Genomic DNA, 25,345 nt, shown 5'->3' with positions numbered 1-25,345 from the left:
GCCATGGGCAATGCTTTCTTTGACGCGAAGGACAGACGGTGCGCCGAGCCGGTGCCGGACGGCGATACAGTCTCGCCTGTCACCCGCCCCGATGATGTCAAAGGCGGGCTGCGCAGGGCGGCAATGCTGCAAGCGCTGGCCGCCGCCGTCTGGATCCCGCAGGCCGCATTGCTGGCCGTCTCGGTCGGCCGCATCGCTGATGGCGGCGGATTGCATGACATTCTCTGGCCAGCCCTCGGCATCCTCGCCCTCGGATTTGCAAGAAGCTGTCTCGATGCGTCTGGCGGCCGCATGGCCTTTCAGTCCGCCCGCGGCGAGCTCAGCCGCCGGCGGCAGCTCGCCGCCGCGGCACTTTCCATGTCGTCGCCGGTTGATCGCAGCCGGCCGGCCTCCGGCAAAGCCGCAAGCGTGCTTGGCGAACAGGCCGAACTGATCGTGCCCTACCTCGCCCGTTTCCAGCCGGCGCGCATGAAGGCGAGCCTTGTGCCGCTCGTCATCCTTTCCTTCATTCTGCCGGTCTCCTGGATCGCCGCGCTGGTTTTGCTCTTTGCCGCGCCGCTGATCCCGATCTTCATGGCGCTGATCGGCTGGCGCGCCCAGGCGGCCAGCGAAAAACAGCTCGTCGCGACCGGCGGCCTCAACGGCTTCCTACTCGACCGGCTGCGCGGACTGGCAACCATCCGTGCGCTCGACGCAGTCGATGCAACGGCGCTGCGCCTGCGGTCGGAGGCGGAGTCGCTGCGTGCGCGCACCATGGCGGTGCTGAAGATCGCCTTTCTGTCCTCGGCGGTGCTCGAGCTTTTCGCCGCACTCGGCGTGGCGATGATTGCCGTCTATGTCGGCTTCAGCCTGCTCGGCGAAATTCGCTTCGGCACTTGGGTAGGTCGGCTCGACCTGACCGAGGGACTGTTCATCCTGCTGCTCGCACCGGCCTTCTTCGAGCCTCTACGAGAACTCTCGGCTGTCTGGCATGATCGGGCGGCCGGCGAAGCGGCGCTGAAGGCCCTGGACACCCTCGCTGCCGGCGGCCTGTCCATCCGAGGAGCCGCCGACGTCGCGCCAGCGGCATCTGCCGTCGCCGAAGCGCCGTCCATCCGTCTTGAGAGTGTCGATTTCCGCTACAACGCCGACGAACCGTTGATCCTCGACGATTTCAACCTCGATATCGCGGCCGGCGAACATCTGGCGTTTCTCGGCGCTAGCGGTTCCGGCAAGTCGACGCTTCTTTCGCTGATTTCAGGACTGGCGCCCTGCACCGGTGGCCGCATCGTCATCGGCGGTATCGAACTTGCGGATGACAGCGCCCACGCCTTGCGCGCCAGCATGGCATGGATCGGCCAAAGACCGCATATTTTTGCTGGCACCATCGCCGGCAATATCGCGCTCGGCAGGCCCGGTATCCTGCGAGACGACAGGACGGATGCGCTCGGCGCCGCCCGGCTCGGAAAAGTCGCCGCCGCCTATGGCAACCGGCCGCTCGGCGAAGGCGGGATCGGGCTTTCCGGCGGCGAGGCGCTGCGGCTTGCGATCGCGCGGGCGGCCTGCAATCCGCATCTCCGGATTATCCTGGCCGACGAGCCGACCGCGCATCTCGACGCTGCTACCGCCGCCGAGGTGACCCAGAAGCTGCTTTTGCTCGCCAGGGGCCGTACTTTGATCGTTGCGACCCACGATCCGCTACTTGCCGCCCGCATGCATCGCGCCATGCGCGTCGATGCCGGCATTGTTATCAGGGAGGCCGCCGAATGAGTGGATTTGCTGCCGACCTCAAGCCGATCCTGCGCCTGTTCTTCGCAGAGCGCCGGCGTGCGCTGCTGCTCGGTGCAGCACTTTCGGCGGCGACGGTAACTGCCGGCATCGCCCTGCTCGGCCTGTCCGGCTGGTTCATCACCGCCACCTCGCTCGCCGGCCTTTCGGCCGCTGCCGCCATCACCTTCGACGTCTTTGCGCCGTCAGCCGGCATCCGCCTGCTCGCTATCGTCCGCACGGCCGCGCGCTACGGCGAAAGGCTTGCAACCCATGACGCAACGCTCGGCGTGCTCGCCGCCCTGCGCGAAAGGCTGTTTCGCGGCTTTGCCGAACCGGGTGCTGCCCGCGCCCTGTTGCATCGTCCCGCGCGGCTGCTCTTCCGGCTGACGGCCGATATCGATGCGCTCGATTCCCTTTACCTGCGCATCCTCGTGCCGGCTGCGGTGGCGACTGGCGCAGCGCTGGCGGCAAGCCTCGTGCTGGGGCTGATGCATCCCGTGTTCGGCCTGTGCTTCGGCCTTTTTCTCGCCGGTGCCGGCCTCGGCCTGCCGTTCATCGCCGGGAGGGCGGCGCGCAAGCACGCCCGCAGACGCGCCCATGGCATCGAGGCGCTGCGGTCGCGAACGATCGATCTCGTTGCCGGCCAGACCGATCTGCTGATGGCCGGTCGGCTTGCCGCGCAAAGGGAGGCGATTGCCGCGGCAGACCATTACGCCGCCCGCGCCGACGACCGGCTCAACCAGGTCGAAACCGGCCTGACATTCGGCTTCGGCCTTGTCTCGACCTTGCTGCTGACGGCTTCGCTGCTCGCCGTCGCAGCGCTTGCCGAAACGAAGGCGATCACCGCCCCTGTCGCCGCGCTCGGCCTGCTTGTCGCCTTCGCCGCGACCGAACCCTTCGCAGCGCTCCGCCGCGGCGCGCTGGAAGTCGGCAGGACATTGCTTGCGGCAAGGCGTATCGCACCGCGGCTTGCCGCAGTCGCAGCACAAGAACCCCTAGCGGCGGCGCTGCCGGGATATGCTTTCTCGCTAGCGAAGGTTTCCGCCTTTCATGAAAATTCCAATGTGCCGGCGCTCCAAGGCATCGAACTCGCGCTTCAGCAGGGTGAACGACTGGCCGTCATCGGCAGCAGCGGCGCCGGCAAATCGAGCCTGCTCGCCCTGCTTTCCGGCGAATTGCCGGCGCGGAAGGGAAGCGTGGCCGTGGCAGGAGCAACGCTGCTGACGCAACGGACGGAACTCTTCGAGGACAGCCTGCGCGGCAACCTGCTCCTTGCGAACCCGGATGCGGGCGAGATCGATTGTCTCGAGGCGCTCTCTGCCGCCGGCCTGCTTTCCGATGTCGAGGCCATGCCGCGGGGGATCGATACGCCGCTTGGCGAAGGTGGCCTCGGCCTTTCGGGCGGCCAATCGCGCCGGCTGGCGCTTGCCCGGCTTTTCCTGCGCGACACGCCGCTCTGGCTTCTCGACGAGCCGACCGAGGGGCTCGATGGCGTCACCGCCCGAGACGTGCTCGGCCGCCTGTCAGCCATGGCGGCGGGCCGCTCGTTGGTGATCGCCACGCATATCCGCCGGGAGGCCTCAATCGCCGACCGCATCGCCGTCATTGAAGGCGGCCGCATCGTAGAAGTTTCGCGCCGTGGAGAGGCGGCGTTCGAAAAGGCGCTCGACCGGCTTCGGCCGGACTAGAGCGGAGACCGCATGCCCTCACGCGCCGGCCGGTGCTGAGGAACGCCCTGTACCGCGTGGGACCGTGGGAGAAAGACAATGGAACTAGATATCGTCGCGTTATCGCGCTTCCAATTTGCGCTGACGGCGCTTTACCACTTCCTGTTCGTGCCCTTGACGCTCGGCCTGTCCGTGCTCCTGGCGATCATGGAAACTGTCTATGTCATGACCGGCCGCCAGATCTGGCGGCAGATGACGAAATTCTGGGGTACGCTGTTCGGCATCAATTTCGTGATCGGCGTCGCCACCGGCATCGTCATGGAATTCCAGTTCGGCATGAACTGGAGCTATTACAGCTATTATGTCGGCGACATTTTCGGCGCGCCGCTGGCGATCGAAGGCCTGATGGCCTTTTTCCTCGAGGCGACCTTCGTAGGGCTGTTCTTCTTCGGCTGGGACAAGCTGTCGAAGGTCGGCCATCTGGTCGCCACCTGGGCTGTGGCGCTCGGCTCGAACTTCTCCGCGCTCTGGATCCTGATTGCCAATGGCTGGATGCAGAACCCGGTGGGATCGGCGCTCAACCCGCAGACGATGCGGATGGAGATCACAAGCTTCTTCGATGTGGTGTTCAACCCGGTGGCCCAGGCGAAATTCGTCCATACGGTATCGGCAGGTTACGTCTGCGCCTCGATCTTCGTGCTCGGTGTCTCGGCCTGGTATATAATCAAGGGCCGGCATATCGAGCTTGCCAAGCGCTCGATGACGGTTGCGGCCTCCTTCGGCCTCGCTTCGGCGCTTTCGGTCGTTGTCCTTGGCGATGAGAGCGGTTATCTCGCGACCGAGAACCAGAAGATGAAGCTCGCGGCAATCGAGGGCATGTGGAAGACGGAACCGGCGCCGGCAGCCTTCACCGCCTTCGGCTTCCCCGACCAGGAGGCGCGCGAAACGCATTTTGCCGTGCACATTCCCTGGGTCATGGGCCTGATCGGCACGCGCTCGCTGACGACCGAAATCCCCGGCATCGACAAGCTCGAACAGCAGGCCGAAACCCGCATCCGGGACGGTATCAAGGCTTACGACGCGTTGATGCAGATCCGCTCAGTACCGGTGCAGGACCAGGTTGCGCAGGAAGTGCGCAGCTCCTTCGAGGATCTCGGCCATGATCTCGGTTACGCTCTTCTTCTGAAGCGCTATGTCGACGATCCGCGCCAGGCGACCGAGGAGCAGATCGTTCAGGCTGCGCGTGATACCATCCCGCACGTGCCGACGCTCTTCTGGTCTTTCCGCATCATGGTCGGCCTCGGTATCTTCTTCATCCTGCTGACCGCCACCTTCTTCTGGCTGTCGGCGCGCCGCCATCTCGACAAATATCCGCTGCTGCTGCGGATTGCCGTGCTGGCGATCCCCCTGCCCTGGGTTGCCATCGAACTCGGCTGGGTCGTCGCCGAGTTCGGCCGCCAGCCCTGGGTGATCGAAGGCGTGTTGCCGACGGCCGCCGCCGTCTCCAGCCTCGGCGCCGGCACCGTGCTTCTGACCATCATCGGTTTTGCGGCACTCTACACGACGCTGATCGTCATCGAGATGGGCCTGATGATCAAGGCAATCAAGCAAGGACCGGAGCCGGACGACGAGCCGGAAGCGGTTCTGATTTCCGAAACCCTCGTCCCCGCCGCGGAGTGACCTGCCATGATCCTTCACCAACTCATCGACTATGAAACCCTGCGTCTCATCTGGTGGCTGCTGCTCGGCGTATTGCTGATCGCCTTTGCAACGACAGGCGGTTTCGATCTCGGCGTCGGCACACTTCTGCCTTTCGTCGCCCGGACCGATACGGAACGGCGCGTGGCGATCAACACCATCGGCGCCACCTGGGAGGGCAATCAGGTCTGGCTGATCCTCGGCGGCGGCGCCATCTTCGCCGCCTGGCCGCCGCTTTATGCGGTGTCCTTCTCGGGCTTCTATCTGGCGATGTTCGCGATCCTCTTCGCGCTCATCCTGCGCCCAGTCGGCTTTAAATACCGGTCGAAGCGGGAAAGCGCCAGCTGGCGGAGCGGCTGGGACTGGGCGCTCTTCGTCGGCGGTTTCGTGCCGTCGCTGATCTTCGGCGTTGCCGTCGGCAATGTGCTGCAGGGCGTGCCATTCCGCTTTGCCGACGATATGCGGATCTTCTACGAGGGCTCGTTTTTCGCCCTGCTCAACCCCTTTGCGCTGCTCTGCGGCCTGCTTTCGCTAGCCATGCTGACGATGCATGGTGCGGCCTGGCTGGTGTTGAAGTCGAGTGGCCCGGTCGCGGTGCGTGCCAGAAGCTATGGCAGCATCGCCGCCCTTGCCGTCATCGTGCTTTTCGCACTCGGCGGCCTCTTCCTGTGGATCGGCGTCGGTGGCTATCGCATCACCAGCGATATCAGCCCGATCGGCCCCTCCAATCCGCTGCTGAAGACCGTGGCGCTGGAGAAAGGCGCGTGGCTTACCAACTACACCACCCACTCGTGGATGATCATCGCGCCCGTCCTCGGCTTCGTCGGCGCGGCACTGGCCTTCATTGCCATGCGGGCAAGGCGCGAGGTCATGACGCTGCTCTTCAGCAAGGTGGCGATCTTTGGCATCATCTCGACGGTCGGCCTGTCGATGTTCCCGTTCATCCTGCCCTCCTCGCTCGATCCGCGATCGAGCCTGACGGTCTGGGATGCATCCTCCAGCCACATGACACTGTTCATCATGCTTGTGGTGACGGTGATCTTCCTGCCGATCATCTTCGCCTACACAGCCTGGGTCTACAAGGTTCTGTGGGGCAAGGTCGATGAGAAGTCGATCACCGACAAGAATAGCCACGCTTACTAGAGCGATTCAGGAGAACCGCTCTAACCTTTTGTTTTTACGCAATTCCGGACGGAAAACCGCTTCGCATTTTTCCTGGAATTGCTCTGAGGGAGACCAAACGATGTGGTATTTTGCATGGATGCTCGGCCTGCCGCTGGCCGCTGCCTTCGCCGTCCTCAACGCCATGTGGTATGAGTTGATGGACGATGCGGCCAGGAAGAAAGCTTCCGAGCCGCGCAAGTAGAAAAGCAAAGGGCGCGGTTCAAACCGCGCCCTTGCTATTGCTTCAGCCTTCCAGCCACTTCACCTGATCGGGTGTCAGCTTGATGTCGAGCGCCGAGAGACTGTCTTCCAGTTCGGCGACGGTGCGCGGCCCGATCAGCGGAACGACCGGGAAAGGCTGGGCGATCACATAGGCGAGCGCGATGTGGATCGGATTGCGGCCGAGTTTGTTGGCAAGCTCGATGGCACGGTCGCGGCGCCCGAAATTGCGCTCGGAATACCAGACCCGGACGATCTCCTCGTCATCCCGCTTGTCGCGGCCGGCACGATCGGTAAAGAAGCCGCGACCCTGGCTCGACCAGGCGAAGTTCGGAATCTGCTTCTCGTTCAGCCACTTTTTCCAGTCGTCATCGGAAGCGGCAACGCAGCCGGCCCAGATCGGATCGAGCATCTCGGCGAGCGAGAAGTTGTTGGAAAGCGCTGCCGGCGCCGTCTTACCGGTCCTTTCGGCATAGGCGATCGCCTCGTCGAAGCGCGCCCGCGTCCAGTTCGAACCACCGAATATGCCGCGGATGCGTCCACGCTTGACCTCGGCATCCATGGCATCGACGAACTCGCCGACGGGCACGTCCGTATTGTCGCGATGCATGAAATAGATGTCGACATAGTCGGTCTTCAGCCGGGAAAGCGACTGGTCGAGCTGCTTTGCGATCATATCGGGATAGCAGAGCGGCGAATGCGCGCCCTTGCCGATCAGCACGATCTCCTCGCGCGGCACCTTGCGGCTCGTGTGCCAGTCGCCGAAGATCGCCTCCGTCTTGCCGCCGCCATAGACATAGGCCGTGTCGAAGGCATTGCCGCCGGCCTCGTAGAAGGCGTCGAGCGTCAGCGAGGCGGCGGCGAAGTTCGGGAAGAACTCGAAGCCAAGGGTCACGACCGAGGCCGGCTTGGAAATGCCGGGAATTTGACGCTGCGGAACGCTGTTGCCGCGCGCAATCGCGCCGCCGGCAATGTTTGTCGTGCGTTTGCCGGCTTTTTCCACGCCGTATTCGAGGCCGACCGAGGCACGCCATTGGTCGAGCACACGCAGGTTTCCGATCGAATCTGCCCAGCTCATGCCGGGAGAGCTGAATTCGGTCTTGCCGGCGCGGATGGCATCGCCTGCCGCGTCGGCCTCGAAGGAATAGAGCCAGCGATCCTCCCTGAGTTCGACGGTTTCTCGGCTGCCGCCCTTGAAGATCTCGATCTTGCCGACGCCGCCCTTGTGGCCGGAGGCAAACCAGAAGTCCTGGACCTCGATCCGGCCTTCCGAGCCGATGATGCGCAGCACATTGTCCTGCTGCGCCATGATCGAGCAGGAGACTTCGGCGATGATCTCGTTCGGGAACTTGAGCACGGCAGATGCCCATTCATCGACGCCGCTCTGGCCAAGGTGGGCGACGCCAGAGACCTTCTCCGGTTCGAGGAAGGCCCTGCCCTCTGCGGCGCCTGATATCAGTCTGGCCATCGAGACCGGATAACCGCCGACATCGAGAATGCCGCCGCCGGCGGTATCGTTGGCGAAAAGCCGGTGTTCCGGCTTGTAGCTGCCCATGTTGAAGCCGAAGCTCGAGCGGATGATGCGAACGGTGCCGATGACGCCGCTTTTGACGAGTTCGACGAGCTTCTCCGTCTGCGGATGCACGCGGTACATGAAGGCTTCCCCGGCAAAGACGCCGGCTTTTTTCGCCTCGTAATAAACCGCTTCGGCATCATAGGCCGAGAGTGCGATCGGCTTTTCCACCAGGATGTGCTTGCCGGCGCGTGCCGCCTTGATTGCCCATTCGGCATGGCCGGTATGGGGCACGGAGATATAGACGGCATCAACCTCGGGGTCGGAAAGCAGCGCCTCGTAGCCATTGACGATGCGGGCGCCGGGAAAATTTTCGGCAAGGCCCGGCTTTGCAGGATTGCGGGTAGCGATCGCCACCAGCTTTCCCGTGCGCGAATGGGCGACGCCGTCGGCAAAGGTGCGGGCGATGGTGCCGGGGCCGATGATGCCCCAGCGGATCGGTTGATCTGAAGTCATGGAAAATCCTCTTTCGTCTTTCTGTCCTGGGATTTGGTTCAGCGAAGCCGCTTACCGGCGCCGTCGAAAAGGAATGTGCGGTTGGCGGGAAGACCGACTGTCAACGTTTCGCGATTGCCGGCGACGCGCGATTCCGGCCGCTCGATGATCAGTTGCTCGGGACCAATGGTGGCGTAGATGTAACTGGTATTGCCGAGATGTTCGGCGACGTCGATGGTGACGGTGAGGTCGGCATCGCCCGTGCCCGCATCGACGAAATGTTCGGGACGGATGCCGAGCGTCACCTTTGCGCCGGCTTCGATGGGATCGGCGACCGGCAGCATCAGGCGGGTATTGGCGTCACTTTCCAGCGCGATCACCACCCTGCCCGGCTGCGTCTCAACCACAACGGCCTTGAGGAAATTCATCTTCGGCGAGCCGACGAAGCCGGCGACGAACTGATTGGCGGGATCGTCGTAGAGGTCGAGCGGCGCGCCGATCTGTTCGATATTGCCGGCGCGCAGCACGACGATCCTGTCGGCGAGCGTCATCGCTTCGGTCTGGTCGTGGGTGACATAGATCATCGTCGTCCCGAGCTGTTTGTGCAGCCTTGAGATTTCGACGCGCATCTGCACCCGCAGTTCGGCATCGAGGTTCGACAAAGGTTCGTCGAATAGGAAGACCTGTGGTTCGCGGACGATGGCGCGGCCGATCGCGACACGCTGGCGCTGGCCGCCGGAAAGCTGCTTCGGCCGCCGCTTCATCAACTCGGTGATCTGCAGGATCTCGGCGACATGGCGCACGCGCCGCTCGGTGTCGGCTTTCGGATTGCCGTTCATGCGCAGTCCGAAGCTCAAATTTTCCTCGACGGTCAGGTGCGGATAGAGCGCATAGGACTGGAAGACCATGGCGATGCCGCGATCGGCCGGCTCGACGTCGTTGACGACCCTGCCGCCGATCTGAAGCTCGCCTGATGTAATATCCTCGAGGCCGGCGATCATCCTGAGCAGCGTGGACTTGCCGCAGCCGGAGGGGCCGACGAAGACAACGAATTCGCCGTCCTTAACCTCCAGATTGGCGCCGTGGATGATCTCAAAACCGCCGAAGCGCTTGACGATGTTGCTGAGTGAAAGCTCTGCCATGCAGCCTCCCGATTATTTGATTGCGCCGGCCGCGATGCCGGCGATGAAATGGCGCTGAAGAGCCACGAAGATGACGAGGATCGGCGCCGTCAGCAGTACCGCGCCGGCCATGATGCCGCCCCAGGAGACCTTGGTGAGGCCGATCAGCGTTCCCAATGCCACAGGCGCCGTCATCATCCCCGGTCTGGAATTGATCAGCAGCGGCCAGAGGTAATTGTTCCACGAGTGCAGGAAGAGAATGATCGCCAATGCCGCCATGGTCGGGCGCGCCAGCGGCAAGGCGATGCGCAGGAAGATCTGCCATTCCTTGACGCCCTCGACCCGGGCCGCATCGAAGAGCTCGCCCGGCATCATCGAGAAGGATTGCCGCATGAACAGCACGCCGAGCGAATTGAACAGTGGCGGCACGATCAGAGCCACCCAGGTGTTTGCCAGCTTGAACTCGCGCGCCACCATGATGAATTGCGGGATGACGACCACGGAGAAGGGAAGCGTGATCGTGCCGAGGATGATGGCGATGACGACGGAGCGGCCGACGAAACGGTAACGTGCCAGTGCCCAGCCGGCCATCGAAGTCAGCAGTACGGACAGGACCGTATAGATGAGCGCGACACCGATGGAGATCACCATGGCACCGATGAAATCGGTATCGGCCTGCAGGTTCTTGAAATTCTCGACGAAATTGGTCGATGGCCAGAGCACGATGTCAGGGCTGAAGATCCCGTTATCGGGCATTGTCGAGAAGACGAACATCATCCACAGCGGAAACAGCCAGATTATCGCGAGCGGCGCCAGTGCGGCATGCAACGCGATCTGACGCAGCAGAAGGGATTGCGATTTGGATCTCATTTCGGATCCCTCCCGACCCAGAGATTGAAAAGCGAGATCGCCACGGCAAGGGCAGCTATCGTATAGGCGATCGCCGAGGCATAACCGAAGTTCAATGAGGTGAAGCCCTGGCGGTAGAGCAGCAGACCAAGGGTCTCCGTGCCGCCGCCCGGGCCACCGCGATAGGTGATCAGGTAGGGCTCGGTGAAGAGCTGCATGGTGCCGATCACCGACAGTACCACGCAGAAGAGGATGATCGGTTTCAGCAGCGGCAGGGTGATGTGAAAGAATTGCTGCGTCTTGCTCACCCGGTCGAGCGTTGCCGCCTCGTAAACGTCCTCGGGGATCGACTGCAGTCCGGCAAGGAGGATGATGGCGTTATAGCCGGCCCAGCGCCATGTGACTGCGATGATCAACACCGCCATTGCCGCATTCGCATTGTCGAACCAAGAAACCGGACTGAGGCCGATTGCTGAAATCATTTTGTTGATGATGCCGAAATCGAGACTGAACATCAGCCGGAAGACGGCAGCATAGGCGACCTCGCCGACGACGACGGGGGCAAAGAAGGCGAAGCGAAAGAGCGGGCGCGCTTTCAGCAGCGGTGAATTGAGCAGCACCGCCATCACGGTTGCAAGCGCAATCATAATTGGCACCTGGATCACCAGGATGATCAGCGTGTTGTAAAGAGCGTTGTAGAAGGCCGGGTCATAGAAGAGCCGGCCCCAATTGGCCTGGAAGCTGTATTTCCACGGGTTAATGCGGGTGTTCTGAAAGGAGATCAGGAACGAATTGATGATTGGCCAGAGCCAGAAGGTGGCAAAGACCAGCAGATAGGGGGCGAGGAACGCATAGGCGCTCCGGGTTCTGAACGGCATCGGGCCTCCTCCTCACAAAACCAACGAATGACCAGCCGCATTGCAAGCCGGGGGAAAGCCGGGCGCCTGAAGCGCCCGGCATCGTCATTCATTGAGCGATCGGAAGGCCGGTCGCCGAAGCGATCTGGTTGGCGGCATCGTCGAGAGCCGCCTTCGCATCGGGATAGCCGCCGGAGAAGAACTTCGTCTGCGTCGCCTTGTAGATGGCATCGGCATCGCTCTGGAAGGCGGTGCCGCGGCTCGGTACGATCTTCGGCAGCGTCGCCAGGATATCGGCCCAGACCTTCTGGCCGCCCCAATAGGGCTGCGCCTCACTGACGAAGGGATCTTTCTCGGCCGAAAGCAGCGACGGGACCAGACCGAACTCCTTCAGCATGGTGATCTGACCCTCATCCGTGCCGAGGGCATAGTTGACGAATTTCCAGGCGGCTTCCTTATTCGCGGACGTCGCCGAAATGGCGAGCGACGAACCGCCGAGATTGGCGGCATGGGGCCCGTCGGCCGTCAGGCTCGGCATTTTGTAGACACCCCATTTGCCCTTGAGATCGGGAGAGGTCGAGCGCACGGTGCCCTCATACCAGCCGCCATACATCTGGCTCGCAGCCTTGCCGGCGGTATCGGCCTGGATTTTCTCTTCCCAGTTGGCCGCCGTCAGCGTACCGGCATCCTTCATCTCCTTCACCTTTTGCAGCGTGGCAACGCAGGCCGGCTGGTTGATGGTGATGGACTGGCCGTCGGTCGAGTAATAGCCGCAACCCTGTTCGTTGGCGATCATGCGAAACCATTCGCTGTCGCCGTTGAAGTCGGCCTGGGCCATAACGACGCCGGGATTGGCGGCGGAAATCTTCTTGCCGGCAGCGATGAAATCGTCCCAGGTGCTGATGGTGCTCGGATCGACGCCGGCCTTTTCGTAGAGGTCGCGGCGGTAAAAGACGGCGACAGGGCCGGAATCCCACGGCATGGCGTAGGCAACATCGCCGACCTCGAGCTCGGTGCGCTTGAATTCGGGGAATTTCGCCTGGATCTCGGGCGTGTATCCGAGTTCCTTCAGATTGGCGAAGCAATCCGGGAAACGACTCCAGAAGATTTCAGCCTCGAAGTTTTCGATGCTGACGATGTCGGGCAAGCCATCGCCACCGGCAGCGCAGGCAGCGAGCGTCTTGTCGAAGACCTGGCCGTTTCCAAGATCCTCGACCGTGATCTTGATATCGGGAAACTGTTTGTTGAAGCCTGCGAGTGTGGACTTCAGCCCTGACGCGGCCGTATTCCAGCTCCAGATGGTGAGATTGGCCGACTGCGCGAATGCGGAGCCGGAAGCAAGCACTGCGACAGCTGCGGTCGCAGCGAGAAGTTTGAAGCGCATTGAAAATCCTCCCTTTTCAATTGCCGATCTTTCACGAACGCGGTTAGACTATCTGCAAGGGAGCGGGTGTCTCCTAAAAAGGGAATATGAATTTGGCGGAAAGTAAGGTCGGCACACGTGCAATCTACCAACCCGGCGCGAGCAGCATCGAGGGATTGCCAACGGCGCTGCAGATGTTTCATGCCCATCCGCCTGTCATGGCCATGCCGCACTGGCACGCGCAGGTCGAGGTCAACTATGTGATGCGCGGCACCGTGCACTACCGGATGAGCGATCACGAATTCCGGCTGAACGCCGGGGAAATGTGCCTGTTCTGGGGTGGTCAGCCGCATCAGATGGACGAATCCTCAGACGATTCGCTCTATGCCGGCGCCCATCTGCCGCTCGTCTATTTCTTCCGGTTGCGCCTGCCGATCAGCGTTTCCAGCCGGCTGATGAAGGGCGAGACGCTGCTGACCTCGGCAACGGATGCTGCAGACAACGAGAACTTTACCCGCTGGTTCCGCTATGCCAATTCCGGCGATCCCGCCAAGGCCCAGCACGCCGTCGACGAGCTGCTGCTACGCATCGAGCGCATCGCGCTCGAACCCTATTCCATGACGTCGCAGGCGACCATCAATCTCGAGGGCGATCACCCGCATCCGCATTCCTCACGCAGCGTCGCGCGCATGTGCGATTTCATCGCCGCCAATTTCCTGCACGACATCGATTCGGTCGATATCGCCCGCGCTGCCGACCTGCATCCGAAATATGCGATGAACCTGTTCAAGCGATCGACCGGCATGACGCTCAGCAAATACGTGACGCTGCTGCGGCTGTCGCGCGCCCAGGCGATGCTGATGAGCGAGGGCGCCAACGTGCTGCAGGTGGCGATGGACAGCGGCTTCGGCTCGATCAGCGCCTTCAACAAATCCTTCCGCCACATCGCCGGCATGTCACCGTCGAATTTCCGCCGCGATATCCGGCTGGTAACGACGATCCCGCCCGGGACCTTTCGGAACTAGCCGCAATTCGGCGTCTGCGTGCTCTGCCTGCTGCTTTTTTTAAACTGGGCAAAAAAGAACCAACGCCTAAGGTGGCGGCAGAATACGCACATTTTCTGTGCAAGTGCATGCACTATTGCATTTTCCAGGAAATTGGTGCCATCGCACCCTCAATAAAATCAATGATTTATAATTTGGCACGCACTTTGCTTCGATAGTTGCAGAGTTGGTGGCTAGGGTTCCGGCGTCGCAGGGCGTGGCTGGTCCGAGAGCTACCACCGGCAGGGGAGACATCCCGCCGGGTGCACGGCGGGACAAAAGCCCGGGAGACCTCGTAAGCCAAGGGATTGGCGGCACGATGGTCATTGCCGATCCCTTTTGAAGAAAAGCAAAAGGGGAATTTCAATGCAGACTTTTTCGAAGATTCTATCGATTACCGCACTGACGGCGTCCCTGGTGCTGGGACTCGGCTCCATCGCCAAGGCCGAACAGAAGACTGACTTCAAGGTCGCCTGGTCGATTTACGTCGGCTGGATGCCCTGGGGTTATGCTGCTGATCACGGCATCGTCAAGAAATGGGCCGACAAATACGGCATCAAGATCGAGGTCACCCAGTTCAACGACTACGTCGAATCGATGAACCAGTATACCGCAGGCGCCTTCGACGCCGTGACGCTGACCAACATGGACGGCCTGTCGATCCCGGCTGCCGGCGGCGTCGATACCACGGCCGTAATTGTCGGCGACTTCTCGAACGGCAATGATGCCGTCATCCTCAAGGACAAGGCGAGCCTTGCCGACATCAAGGGACAGAACGTCAATCTCGTCGAATTTTCCGTCTCGCATTATCTGCTGGCCCGCGCGCTCGAGAGCATCAAGCTGACCGAGCGCGATGTGAAAGTGGTCAACACCTCCGATGCCGATATGGTCGCCGCCTACAAGACGGCAGACGTGACCGCGGTCGTCACCTGGAATCCGCTGGTCTCGACCATCCTCGAGGATCCCACGGCCAAGAAGGTCTTCGATAGCTCGCAGGTGCCGGGCGAGATCATCGACCTGATGGTCGCCAATTCAGGCGTGCTGAAGGACAACCCGAATTTCGGCAAGGCGCTCGCCGGCATCTGGTATGAAACCGCAGCACTGCTGACTGCCGACAGTGCCGACGGCAAGGCCGCCCGCGAGGCGATGGGCCAGGCATCGGGCACCGATCTCAAGGGCTTCGAATCCCAGCTTGCCGCCACCAAGCTGTTTGCCAAGCCGGCCGATGCCGTTGCCTTCACTGCCTCGGGCAGCCTGCCGAAGACAATGGATCTTGTCCGCAACTTCCTGTTCGAGAAGGGCCTGCTCGGCAATGGCGCGCCCTCCGCCGATGTCATCGGCATCGAAATGCCGGACGGCAAGATCCTCGGCGACAGCGGCAACGTCAAGCTGCGCTTCACCGAGACCTACATGAAGGCAGCCGCCGACGGTTCGCTCTGAGCGATCTCAAAGCAGCGGCGCGGCTTTGACCGCGCCGTCCGACCTTCATCAGTGGAGCTTTCCTCATGCGCTGGATCAACACCAGACCGAGCCGGGGCGCGCAGCTTGCCTTGACGCTGCTGCCCTTCGTGCTGCTGATCGTTGCCTACACGTTCGGCTCGGCGGCGCGGCTGGCGGAAAATGCCAACGACAAGCTGTTGCCCGGTCTTGCCGGTTTTGCCGATGCGATCGACCGCCTGGCCTTCATCGCCGATCCGCGCACCGGCCAATATCTGCTCTGGTCCGATACCGGCGCGAGCCTGGTCCGGCTGTTTGCCGGCCTTGGCATCTCGACGATCACGGCGCTCGTCATCGGCATGCTGATCGGCATGCTGCCATATCTGCGAGCCCTGCTCTCGCCCTTCGTCGCCGTCATCTCGATGGTGCCGCCGCTGGCGCTGCTGCCGATCCTCTTCATCGCCATGGGGCTTGGCGAAGCCTCGAAGATCGCGCTCATCGTCATCGGCGTAGCGCCGACGATGATCCGCGACCTTGCGCTGAAGGCACTGGAGCTGCCGCGTGAACAGATCGTCAAGGCTGAGACGCTCGGCGGCTCTTCCTGGCAGATCGGGCTTCGGGTCGTGCTGCCGCAGGTCCTGCCGCGGCTGATCACCTGCCTGAGGCTCCAGCTCGGTCCCGCCTGGCTGTTCCTGATCGCGGCCGAGGCGATTTCGTCGGATTCCGGTCTCGGCTACCGCATTTTCCTCGTCCGCCGCTATCTCTCGATGGACGTCATCTTTCCCTATGTCGTCTGGATCACGCTGCTCGCCGTGATCATGAATTATATCCTCGATCGCATCCGCATCGCCGTCTTCCCCTGGTCGGAGCTGGAGAAGCAGGCATGAGCGAACTGGTGATCGAAAAGGTCTGGAAGGAGTATGGCGACCAGATCGTGCTTGAGGACGTATCGCTGACCGTCGCTTCGCGCGCCTTCGTCGCCCTTGTCGGACCGTCCGGCTGTGGCAAGTCGACGTTCCTGCGCATGCTGCTCGGCCAGGAGCGGCCGACGCGGGGCACGATCCTGCTCGACGGCGAAGCGCTGCCGCAGGAGCCAGGCCCGGATCGCGGCGTCGTCTTCCAGCGCTACTCCGTCTTCCCGCATCTGACGGTCCTCGGAAACGTGCTGCTCGGGCGCGAACTCTCGGCGTCCCGCTACAAGGCCAAGCTTTTTGGCGCTGCCCGCCGCAGCGCCGTCGACGAGGCACGGCGGCTGATCGGCGAAGTCGGCCTTTCCGGCGCCGAGGACAAATATCCGGCGCAGCTTTCCGGTGGCATGCAGCAGCGCCTGGCACTGGCGCAGGCGCTGATCATGAAGCCGAAGGTGCTGCTGCTCGATGAGCCCTTCGGCGCGCTCGACCCCGGCATCCGCGCCGAAATCCACACATTGATGAAGCGCCTCTGGCACGAAACGCAGATGACCGTCGTCATGGTGACGCACGACATGCGCGAGGCCTTCACGCTGGCGACGCGGGTCGTCGCCTTCGAGCGCAAGCGTGATCGCCCGGAGGAAAAGGAGCGCTACGGCGCGACGATCACCAAGGATATTTCGATCTGGCCGCCCAGGCTTGCCGGCGCGCCCTCCGTCTTCAGCCCCGACCGGGACGGCCCGGTCATTTCTCTGGGCCTTCGCCGGGACGACCCGGCTTCCAGTCCGTCAGGAGAAAAACCATGATGCATATCAGACGTTCGCCCGAGGAAATCGCCGCCAACCGGCAGCGTTATGAGGAACATCAGAAGAAGGGGCTGGAATTTGCGCCGAAGGCCTTGCCGGCGCCGAGCCCCCTTCCCGCCCCCGCAATCGATGCGGCTGCGATCATCCATCAGGAAACCATCCCCGGCGGCTGGTACTGGTCGACCGCGCTGAAGCGCGGCGAGGCGCTCCGTATCGATCAGGGCGAAGGCGGGTCGACGGTCGCGCTCGTCGCCTGGAGTGCCGCTGACACCAGTGAGCGGCTCAATCTCGTCGATACGGTCAAGGTGCAGTGGACGACCGCCCTCGGCAAAGGACGCGTAATCTTCTCGGATATGGGCCGGGTGATGTTTTCGCTGATCGAGGACAGTTCCGGCGCGCATGACTGCCTGATGGGTGGCTCGACGGCAGCTTCGAATGCCGGGAAATATCCCGGCGTCAAGACCCGCAACACCCGCGACAATCTCGTGCTCGTCGCCGGCAAGCTCGGTCTCACCAGGCGCGACATCCCTGGGATTCTCAATCTCTTCGCCCCCGTCCGCGTCGATGATGAGGGCGGCTTCCATTGGCGTGGCAAGCTTTCCAACAGCGGCGACTATGCCGAGCTGCGCGCCGAGATGGACATGATCGTCGGCTTCTCCAATTGCCCGCATCCGCTCGATCCCGACCCTGTTTATACGCCGAAGCCTGTCATCGTCACCCGCTTTCGAGCAGCCGCGCCCGCAGCCGACGACCTCTCGCGCACGGCGACCGCCGAAGCCCTTCGCGGCTTCGAGAACAACGCCGCGATGCTGGCCTGAGGAGGGATTGTGATGACCGATTTCATCAAGACTTCAGCTTCGCGCGGCTTCGAAAACGCCGTGCAGGATCACTTCATCCCGGCCGAAGCGCCATGGTCCGGCATCGTCCGCAAGGGCCAGACGATCCGCATCGAGGACAGCTACGGCCAGCAGGCAATCGACACGCTGTTTTATCGCGCCGATGATTTTGGCGAGCGTTATTCCAACCAGGATACGATGCGGGCGCAGGGTGGCGCCTATATCGGCACCGGCACGAAGATCATCTCGAACGAAGGCAACGTCATGCTTGTCATGACGGCCGATAGCTGCGGCCGCCACGATGCATCAGCCGGCGCCTGCTCCTGCGAGAGCAACACGGTGCGCTTTGGCCACGGCACCAAATACCTGCATGCCTGCCGCGACAATTTCGTGATCGAGGTGACCAAACACGGCATGAGCAAGCGCGACATCGTGCCGAACATCAATTTCTTCATGAATGTGCCGATCAAGCCGAACGGCGAGATGACGATCGTCGACGGCATCTCCGCGCCCGGCGACTACGTCGAACTGGTGGCGGAGATGGACGTGCTCTGCGTCATCTCCAACTGCCCGCAGATAAACAATCCCTGCAACGGCTTTGATCCGACGCCGATCCGGGTGCTGATCTGGGACGGCGAGGACTGATCGATGTTCACCAAGGTCCTTATCGCCAATCGCGGCGAAATCGCCGTCCGCGTCATCCGCACATTGAAGAGGATGGGCATTGCCTCCGTTGCCGTCTATTCCGATGCCGATCGGTTCGCGAAGCCGGCGCTGACCGCTGACGAGGCCGTCCGCCTCGGCCCGGCGCCTGCTGCCGAAAGTTATCTTGACGTCGACGCCGTCATTGCCGCCTGCAAGGCGACGGGCGCTGAAGCCGTCCACCCGGGCTACGGCTTTCTCTCGGAGAATATCGGCTTTGCCGAGCGGCTCGCCGCCGAAGGCATCGCCTTCATCGGCCCACGGCCGGAGCATCTGTCGGCCTTCGGCCTGAAGCACACGGCGCGCGAATTGGCGAAAGCGAGCGGCGTGCCGCTACTGCCCGGCACCGATCTCTTGCAGAGCGTCGACGAGGCGCTTTCGGCCGCCGAAACCATCGGTTATCCCGTCATGCTGAAGAGCACGGCCGGCGGCGGCGGAATCGGCATGCAGCTCTGCGCCGACGCCACAAGCCTCAAGGCCTCCTTCGAAAGCGTGCAGCGGACCGCCCGCGCCAGCTTCGGCGATGCGCGCGTCTACATCGAGCGTTTCGTTGCCGAAGCGCGCCATGTCGAGGTACAGATCTTCGGCGACGGCAAGGGCGGCGTGATTGCGCTCGGCGAACGCGACTGCTCGCTGCAGCGGCGAAACCAGAAGGTCGTCGAGGAGACTCCTGCCCCCGGCCTCTCCGCCGAAACTAGAGCGCAGCTGCACAAGGCGGCGGTCGATCTGGGACGCTCGGTCTCCTATGAATCGGCCGGCACCGTCGAATTCATCTACGATCCTCAGCGCCAGGAATTCTATTTCCTCGAGGTCAACACCCGCCTTCAGGTCGAGCATCCCGTCACGGAAGCCGTCTTTGGCATCGATCTCGTCGAATGGATGATCCGGCAGGCGGCTGGCGAGGACGTGCTCTCGGGTGCTGACGCCCTGACGCCGAAGGGTGCGGCGATCGAGATGCGGATCTATGCCGAGATGCCGCATGCCGACTTTCGCCCGAGTGCCGGCCTTTTGACCGAAGTCATTTTTCCGGAAAGTGCGCGCGTCGACGGCTGGATCGAGACGGGAACCGAGGTGACGCCCTTCTACGACCCGATGCTTGCCAAGCTGATCGTTGCGGCGGAAGACCGGCCGGCGGCGATCGAGAAACTGAAGGCAGCACTCGCCGAAACGTCGATATCGGGCATCGAGACCAATCTCGCTTACCTCAGGACGATCGCCGCTTCCGAATTGCTGGCCAGCGCCAAGGTGGCAACGACGGCTCTACGCGACTTCGCCTTCGTTCCCGATGTCGTTGAGGTTCTGGCGCCAGGCGCCCAGTCGAGCATCCAGGAACTGCCGGGCCGGCTCGGCCTCTGGCATGTCGGAGTACCGCCGAGCGGGCCGATGGACGAGCGCTCCTTCCGCCATGCCAACCGGCTGGTCGGCAATGACGATGTGACGGCTGCGCTGGAGTTGACCGTTTCCGGTCCGACATTGCGGTTTTATGCCGACCAGACGATCGCGCTTGCCGGCGCGCGGATGCCGATGACATGCGATGGCACAAAATTGCTGCATGACGAACCGGTAACGATCCGGGCTGGTCAGGTGCTGTCGATTGGCGCAATCGAAGGACCGGGGCAACGCGCCTATCTCGCCGTCGCGGGCGGTTTTTCCGCCCCCGTCGTGCTCGGCTCGCGGGCGACCTTCGGCCTCGGCCAGTTCGGCGGTAACGCCACTGGCACGCTGAAGACAGGGCATGTGCTGCATTTTGCCCGGCAGGCGGCGGCCGAACCGGCAACGCCTGCGACGGAGCCCGCCACATTGACACGTGAGTGGGATGTCGGCGTTGTCTATGGCCCGCACGGTGCACCTGACTTCTTCGAGGATAGTGATATCGAGACGCTATTTTCGACGGCTTACGAGGTGCATTTCAACAGCGCCCGCACCGGCGTTCGCCTCATCGGCCCGGCCCCGCTTTGGGCGCGCCGCGATGGCGGCGAGGCGGGGCTGCACCCATCCAACCTGCACGACAATGCCTATGCGATCGGGGCGATCGATTTCACCGGCGACATGCCGATTATCCTCGGCCCTGACGGCCCGAGCCTTGGCGGCTTCGTCTGCCCGGCGGTGATTGCCCGCGACGAGCAGTGGAAGATGGGCCAGTTCAAGCCCGGCGACCGTATCCGTTTTCATGCAGTAGTGCGGCCGGAAGACCCGATCGCCGGCCCGGTGGTGCGGCGGCCCACGGAAGAGACCGGTTCGCCGATCGTCGGCATCAGCAATGACGGCCCGGTTTCCGTCGTCTATCGCCGCCAGGGTGACGACAACCTGCTCGTCGAATATGGGCCGATGACGCTCGACATCGCACTTCGGCTGCGGGTGCACCTGCTGATGCAGGCGGTCATCGAGGCCCACCTTCCCGGCGTCATCGACCTCACCCCCGGTATCCGCTCGCTGCAGATCCATTATGACGGCACGCAACTGACGCGCCGGCGCCTGCTCGGGCTGCTCTCCGAGATCGAGGCGACGCTTCCGGCAGCCCAGGAGGTCACGGTGCCGAGCCGTATCGTGCATCTGCCGCTTTCCTGGAACGATCCGGATGCGGAGCTTGCGATGCGCAAATATCAGGAGCTCGTGCGCCCGAATGCGCCCTGGTGCCCGTCGAATATCGAGTTCATCCGCCGCATCAACGGTCTTCCCGACGAACAGGCCGTCCGCAATATCGTCTTTGATGCGAGCTACCTGGTGCTCGGTCTCGGCGATGTCTATCTTGGCGCGCCGGTTGCGACCCCGACCGATCCGCGCCACCGCCTCGTGACGACGAAGTATAATCCCGCCCGCACCTGGACGCCGGAAAATGCCGTCGGCATCGGCGGCGCCTATATGTGCATCTACGGCATGGAAGGACCGGGCGGCTATCAGCTCTTCGGCCGTACTATTCAGGTCTGGAACACATGGCGGGAGACACCGGCCTTTGCCAGGGGCAAACCCTGGCTGCTGAACTTCTTCGACCAAATCCGTTTCTTCCCGGTCAGCAATCAGGAGCTGACGGAGGCGCGCGCCGCCTTCCCGCATGGCGGTTATCCAATCAGGATCGAGGAGACGGAATTCTCCTATGCCGCCTATGAGAAGGAATTGCAGGCGAATTCGGCGTCGATCGGCCGCTTCAAGGCAACGCAGCAGGCGGCCTTCGATACTGAGCGCCAGCGCTGGAAGGAGGCCGGGCTCGACAGCTTCGTCACCGATGAAGGCACGGGCGAAAGTCTGGATGGGGATATCCCCGACGGCTGCTTCGGTGTTGCCAGCGCCGTGCCCGGCAATATCTGGAAATTGATGGTCGAGCCGGGCGCCCCGGTTGCGGCCGGCGATACACTCGCCATCATCGAATCGATGAAAATGGAAATCAACGTCACCGCCCATGCGCCAGGCCGCGTCCGCGATCTGCGCGCCGGGCCGGGAAGAAACGTCAAAGCCGGCGATATCATCGTCGTTCTGGAGGAATGCTGACATGCTGCCGACCATCCTGGATCTCTCAAGCCTTCGCGCCGCCTATCAATCCGGCCTGACGCCGCTCGACGCCATCGAAGAGGTGATCGCGCGGCGTGCCGCCTCGAAGGATCCGGCAATCTTCATCACCCCGGTGCCGGATGAGGAGCTGCGCGCTGCCGCCAAAGCTTTGATGGCACGCGCGCCTGAGGCAAACAGCCTGCCGCTTTGGGGCGTTCCCTTTGCCGTGAAAGACAATATCGATGCCGCCGGCCTGCCGACAACGGCCGCCTGCCCGGCCTATGAATATCGGCCGGAGGCGGACTCCACCGTCGTTGCCCGGTTGAAGGCGGCCGGCGCCATCGTCATCGGCAAGACCAATCTCGACCAGTTCGCGACCGGCCTCAACGGCACGCGCTCGCCCTATGGCGCGCCGCGTTCGGTCTTCGATGCGGCCTATATCTCAGGCGGTTCGAGTTCCGGATCGGCGGTCACTGTGGCCTCCGGCCTTGCTGCCTTTGCGCTCGGCACGGATACGGCAGGCTCCGGCCGGGTGCCGGCTGCCTTCAACAATCTGGTCGGCATCAAACCGACGCCGGGTCTCTTGCCGAATACCGGCGCGGTTCCGGCCTGCAAGAGCGTCGACTGCATCACGATCTTCGCCGCGACCGTCTCTGACGGTGTTGCGATCCGCAAGGTCGCCGAAGGCTTCGATGCCGCCGATCCTTTCTCGCGTCGCGCCGTGCCGGCGAAGCTGCCGGTATCGGGCTTGCGCATCGGCGTCCTCGCCGACGCCGAACGGGAATTCTTCGGGGACAAGGAGGTGGAGGCGCTCTACGATCAGGCGATCGAGCGGGCAAAAGCGCTCGGGGCGACCATCGTGCCCTTCGATTACACGCCATTCCGCGAGGCTGCCGCCCTTCTCTATGACGGGCCGTGGGTTGCCGAACGTCTGGCGGCGGTGGAGACCTTCCTCGCCACCAACGCCGCCGATTTCGATCCGACGGTCAGAGGGATCATCGAAGGCGCCAAGGGCAAGACCGCGGTCGAGGCCTTCAACGGCCGCTACCGGCTGGAGGAACTGCGCCGCAAGACCGAGGCCGAATGGGAAAAGGCCGACGTGCTGCTGCTGCCGACGGCGCCGACCACCTACACGGTCGCCGACATGCAGGCCAATCCCGTCGTGCTCAACGGCCGCCTCGGCCGCTACACCAATTTCGTCAACCTGCTCGATTGCGCGGCGATCGCCGTTCCGGCGGGATTCGGAAAAGGTGGGCTGCCGGGCGGCGTGACCGTCATTGCACCTGCCTTCACCGACGATGCGCTGGCGCCGCTTGCCGATGCGCTGCACCGCGCAGCAAGCTCCGGCATGGGCATCGACCGGCAGGCTGCGATTCCCGAAGCAAGCCGTGTTGTGCCTGGCGATGACGGTTTCATCGAAATCGCGGTCGTCGGTGCGCATCTGACCGGCATGCCGCTCAATCACGAATTGGCAGGCACGGGCGGACGGTTGGTCAAGACCTGCTGCACGGCCGGCGACTATCGCCTCTTCGTTCTGCCCAATACCACGCCGGCCAAACCGGGACTGCTGCGCGAACCCGGCCATAAGGGTCAGGGGCTGGAGGTCGAGGTCTGGGCACTGCCGGCCGATTCTTTCGGCAGGTTCGTCCAGAAGATTCCGGCACCCCTCGGCATCGGTAAGCTGACGCTCGAAGACGGTTCCAGCGTCTCCGGCTTCGTCTGCGAAGCCCATGCCGTGAAAGGTGCCGAGGAAATCACCGCTCTTGGCGGCTGGCGCAACTATATCAGCGCCAAGCTGGCGAGCTGAGGAGAGCCTTGCATGGCGGCAAAGCTCGTCCAGCGCCTGATCGATCTGCTGCGGGACGGTCTGACCGCCCGCAGCGAAGCGATCGGCAGTACCTGTGTCAGCCCTGGCGGTCCTGAGAGCGTTCGGCAAGCTCGACGATGATGCCGTCGGGATCGCGAACGAAGGCGATCTTGTTCAACATCTCGGAGTGGACGGCGAAGCGCGGCCGCTCCTTGATCTCGACGCCCGCCTGTTCAAGGCGGGTGAAGGCCTCGTCGACATTGTCGAAATGGAAGGTGAGGTGCCGGACACCGGCCGTATCGTCAGGCACGTCGACCGCTCTCGACGCGCCGCCGGGCGGCGCAAAGACCTCCAGCATGCCGCCGCCTGCATCGAGGAACGCTACCTGCATTCCATTCGCCATCATCTTGCGCAGCACGAGGCTGAGGCCGAGCAGGCCACAGTAGAAATCGACGGTGCGGTCCATGTCGCTGACCGTCATGCCGACATGCTCGAAGGATTTCAGCATGGGGAGAGCCCTTCCCGGTTCAGACGGTGGCCGCAGCACGCCATTCCCCTGCCGGAAGCCAGGAACGATAAAGCGGATGATCGGCAGCGATCGGCATCGGCGTCGGTTGTCCGGTTCGCTGCGAGAAATAAGCGGCCGTTACCAGTTCCAGCGAATTGCGGGCATCCTGCAATGTCACCGGTGGGTCGGTGTCCTCGACGATCGCCTTGTGGAAGAGCTCGAACTGACGGGTGTAGCCATCCTCGCCAGGCACATAGGCGGCGAGCACTTCATCGATCCGCGCCTGATGTTCCTCTGTCCCGGCGACGAACGTCCACGGATCACGGCCCATCGTATAGGGTTCGATGATGCTTTCGGCGACGAGGTCGTTGAAGCAGAAGCGCAGCCGCGAGATCTCCTTGCGCGAACCCAGCGTCATCGACAGCGTCGCCAGCGAGCCATTCTGCATCCTCACCGAAAGGGCTGCCGTATCCTCGACCTCGATCGGATTGACCAGCGTCGCCCCATAGGAAAACACCTCGGCACAGGGGCCATGCACATAGTTCAGCATATCATGAGCGTGGATGGCGTGGCCGAGAAGGCCGCCGCCCAGTTCGCTCGCCCATTTGCCGCGCCACGGCACGGCATAATAATCCGGACCGCGCCACCAATGGGTTTCGATCGTTGTCAGGAACGGCTTGCCGGCCAGGCCGCGCTCGATCAGCAACTTCAGCTTCTGCAGGCCGGAGCCGTAGCGATACTGGAAGATCGGCATCAGCTTCTTGCCGGGGTAACGATCGAGGATGCGCCCCATCTCATCGACCTCGGCGATCGAGCCGAAGAGCGGCTTCTCGCAGATCACGTGCTTGCCGGATTCGATGCCCTTGCGGCAAAGTTCGAAATGCGAGCTCGGCGGCGTCGAAATGTCGATGATGTCGAGATCGTCACGGGCAAACAGCGCATCCGCATCCTGCATATATTCGCCAATGCCGTATTCCTCACACAGCGCCCTGCCGCGTTCCTCGTCGAGCGAGCAGAGCACGGGGACTTCGAAAAGCTCCTTGTTCCAGCCGAAGCCGGCCAGATGCCGCGCAGCGATGCCTGCGCCGATGACGCCGACGCGCAATTTCCTGGTCAT

Annotated in this window: 20 protein-coding genes and 1 riboswitch; of the genes, 13 read left to right on the top strand and 7 right to left on the bottom strand. The window is 62.9% G+C overall.

Features of this window, described 5'->3' with window-relative positions; genetic code table 11:
* Nucleotides 1-3 precede the first annotated feature (3 nt).
* The 5 genes from cydD (at nucleotide 4) to cydX (ending at nucleotide 6,480) form a co-directional block, all read left to right on the top strand.
* Nucleotides 4-1,749, top strand: coding sequence for a thiol reductant ABC exporter subunit CydD (gene cydD / locus A6U98_RS12870; protein ID WP_064650271.1), 1,746 nt, complete (start codon nucleotides 4-6; stop codon nucleotides 1,747-1,749).
* The gene (locus A6U98_RS12865) at nucleotides 1,746-3,437 is read left to right on the top strand and encodes an ATP-binding cassette domain-containing protein (protein WP_064650269.1); all 1,692 of its coding nucleotides are present in this window, start codon (nucleotides 1,746-1,748) and stop codon (nucleotides 3,435-3,437) included. The genes cydD and A6U98_RS12865 overlap by 4 nt, the downstream gene beginning before the upstream one ends.
* A 78-nt stretch (nucleotides 3,438-3,515) precedes the next feature.
* Nucleotides 3,516-5,096, top strand: coding sequence for a cytochrome ubiquinol oxidase subunit I (locus A6U98_RS12860; protein WP_064650267.1), 1,581 nt, complete (start codon nucleotides 3,516-3,518; stop codon nucleotides 5,094-5,096).
* Between the two features lie 6 nt (nucleotides 5,097-5,102).
* Nucleotides 5,103-6,257, top strand: coding sequence for a cytochrome d ubiquinol oxidase subunit II (cydB, locus tag A6U98_RS12855; RefSeq protein WP_064650265.1), 1,155 nt, complete (start codon nucleotides 5,103-5,105; stop codon nucleotides 6,255-6,257).
* Nucleotides 6,258-6,357: 100 nt separating this feature from the next.
* Nucleotides 6,358-6,480 (top strand): cytochrome bd-I oxidase subunit CydX, encoded by a 123-nt coding sequence (cydX, locus tag A6U98_RS12850; RefSeq protein WP_024320108.1) that lies wholly within the window; start codon nucleotides 6,358-6,360, stop codon nucleotides 6,478-6,480.
* A 42-nt stretch (nucleotides 6,481-6,522) separates the two neighbouring features.
* Here cydX and A6U98_RS12845 read toward each other — a convergent pair whose 3' ends face one another.
* The 5 genes from A6U98_RS12845 to A6U98_RS12825 form a co-directional block, all read right to left on the bottom strand.
* A complete protein-coding gene (locus A6U98_RS12845) occupies nucleotides 6,523-8,526 on the bottom strand; it encodes an aldo/keto reductase (RefSeq protein ID WP_064650262.1) in 2,004 nt (667 codons plus the stop codon).
* Nucleotides 8,527-8,564: 38 nt separating this feature from the next.
* Nucleotides 8,565-9,647 (bottom strand): sn-glycerol-3-phosphate ABC transporter ATP-binding protein UgpC, encoded by a 1,083-nt coding sequence (ugpC, locus tag A6U98_RS12840; RefSeq protein WP_064650260.1) that lies wholly within the window; start codon nucleotides 9,645-9,647, stop codon nucleotides 8,565-8,567.
* A gap of 12 nt (nucleotides 9,648-9,659) precedes the next feature.
* Complete coding sequence (locus tag A6U98_RS12835) at nucleotides 9,660-10,496, bottom strand: carbohydrate ABC transporter permease (protein ID WP_003552077.1); 837 nt, start codon at nucleotides 10,494-10,496, stop codon at nucleotides 9,660-9,662.
* Complete coding sequence (locus A6U98_RS12830) at nucleotides 10,493-11,353, bottom strand: sugar ABC transporter permease (protein ID WP_064650258.1); 861 nt, start codon at nucleotides 11,351-11,353, stop codon at nucleotides 10,493-10,495. The genes A6U98_RS12835 and A6U98_RS12830 overlap by 4 nt, the downstream gene beginning before the upstream one ends.
* An 88-nt stretch (nucleotides 11,354-11,441) precedes the next feature.
* Nucleotides 11,442-12,716 carry an extracellular solute-binding protein gene (locus A6U98_RS12825; protein ID WP_003552081.1) on the bottom strand — a complete coding sequence of 425 codons (1,275 nt, stop codon included), beginning with the start codon at nucleotides 12,714-12,716 and terminating at the stop codon, nucleotides 11,442-11,444.
* Nucleotides 12,717-12,802: 86 nt separating this feature from the next.
* Between A6U98_RS12825 and A6U98_RS12820 the strand changes: the two genes are divergently transcribed.
* The 8 genes from A6U98_RS12820 (at nucleotide 12,803) to atzF (ending at nucleotide 23,720) form a co-directional block, all read left to right on the top strand.
* On the top strand, nucleotides 12,803-13,720 hold the full coding sequence (locus A6U98_RS12820) for a helix-turn-helix domain-containing protein (RefSeq protein ID WP_064650256.1): 918 nt from the start codon (nucleotides 12,803-12,805) through the stop codon (nucleotides 13,718-13,720).
* A 201-nt stretch (nucleotides 13,721-13,921) separates the two neighbouring features.
* A riboswitch (guanidine-I (ykkC/yxkD leader) is annotated at nucleotides 13,922-14,030 on the top strand.
* Between the two features lie 74 nt (nucleotides 14,031-14,104).
* A complete protein-coding gene (locus tag A6U98_RS12815) occupies nucleotides 14,105-15,178 on the top strand; it encodes a putative urea ABC transporter substrate-binding protein (protein ID WP_064650254.1) in 1,074 nt (357 codons plus the stop codon).
* Between the two features lie 65 nt (nucleotides 15,179-15,243).
* Complete coding sequence (locus A6U98_RS12810; protein WP_064650252.1) at nucleotides 15,244-16,062, top strand: ABC transporter permease subunit; 819 nt, start codon at nucleotides 15,244-15,246, stop codon at nucleotides 16,060-16,062.
* A complete protein-coding gene (locus A6U98_RS12805; RefSeq protein ID WP_064650250.1) occupies nucleotides 16,059-16,889 on the top strand; it encodes an ABC transporter ATP-binding protein in 831 nt (276 codons plus the stop codon). Before A6U98_RS12810 ends, A6U98_RS12805 begins: the two co-directional genes overlap by 4 nt.
* A complete protein-coding gene (locus A6U98_RS12800) occupies nucleotides 16,886-17,707 on the top strand; it encodes an urea amidolyase associated protein UAAP1 (protein ID WP_064650248.1) in 822 nt (273 codons plus the stop codon). Before A6U98_RS12805 ends, A6U98_RS12800 begins: the two co-directional genes overlap by 4 nt.
* A 12-nt stretch (nucleotides 17,708-17,719) precedes the next feature.
* Nucleotides 17,720-18,370, top strand: a complete 651-nt coding sequence (locus A6U98_RS12795) for an urea amidolyase associated protein UAAP2 (RefSeq protein ID WP_064650246.1) — start codon at nucleotides 17,720-17,722, stop codon at nucleotides 18,368-18,370.
* 3 nt (nucleotides 18,371-18,373) lie between these two features.
* Complete coding sequence (gene uca / locus A6U98_RS12790; RefSeq protein WP_064650244.1) at nucleotides 18,374-21,913, top strand: urea carboxylase; 3,540 nt, start codon at nucleotides 18,374-18,376, stop codon at nucleotides 21,911-21,913.
* A 1-nt stretch (nucleotide 21,914) separates the two neighbouring features.
* Nucleotides 21,915-23,720 carry an allophanate hydrolase gene (atzF, locus tag A6U98_RS12785; protein ID WP_064650242.1) on the top strand — a complete coding sequence of 602 codons (1,806 nt, stop codon included), beginning with the start codon at nucleotides 21,915-21,917 and terminating at the stop codon, nucleotides 23,718-23,720.
* A 97-nt stretch (nucleotides 23,721-23,817) separates the two neighbouring features.
* Here the strand turns inward: atzF and A6U98_RS12780 are convergent, their stop codons facing one another.
* A complete protein-coding gene (locus tag A6U98_RS12780; RefSeq protein WP_064650239.1) occupies nucleotides 23,818-24,228 on the bottom strand; it encodes a VOC family protein in 411 nt (136 codons plus the stop codon).
* A 19-nt stretch (nucleotides 24,229-24,247) separates the two neighbouring features.
* Entirely contained in the window at nucleotides 24,248-25,345 is a 1,098-nt protein-coding gene (locus A6U98_RS12775; RefSeq protein ID WP_064650237.1) for a Gfo/Idh/MocA family oxidoreductase, read from the bottom strand.

Origin of the sequence: Rhizobium sp. WYCCWR10014, assembly GCF_001657485.1 — a bacterium.
Lineage (GTDB): Bacteria > Pseudomonadota > Alphaproteobacteria > Rhizobiales > Rhizobiaceae > Rhizobium.
The sequence above is the reverse complement of the archived record's forward strand: the minus strand, read 5'-3'. Positions and strand labels throughout refer to the sequence as shown.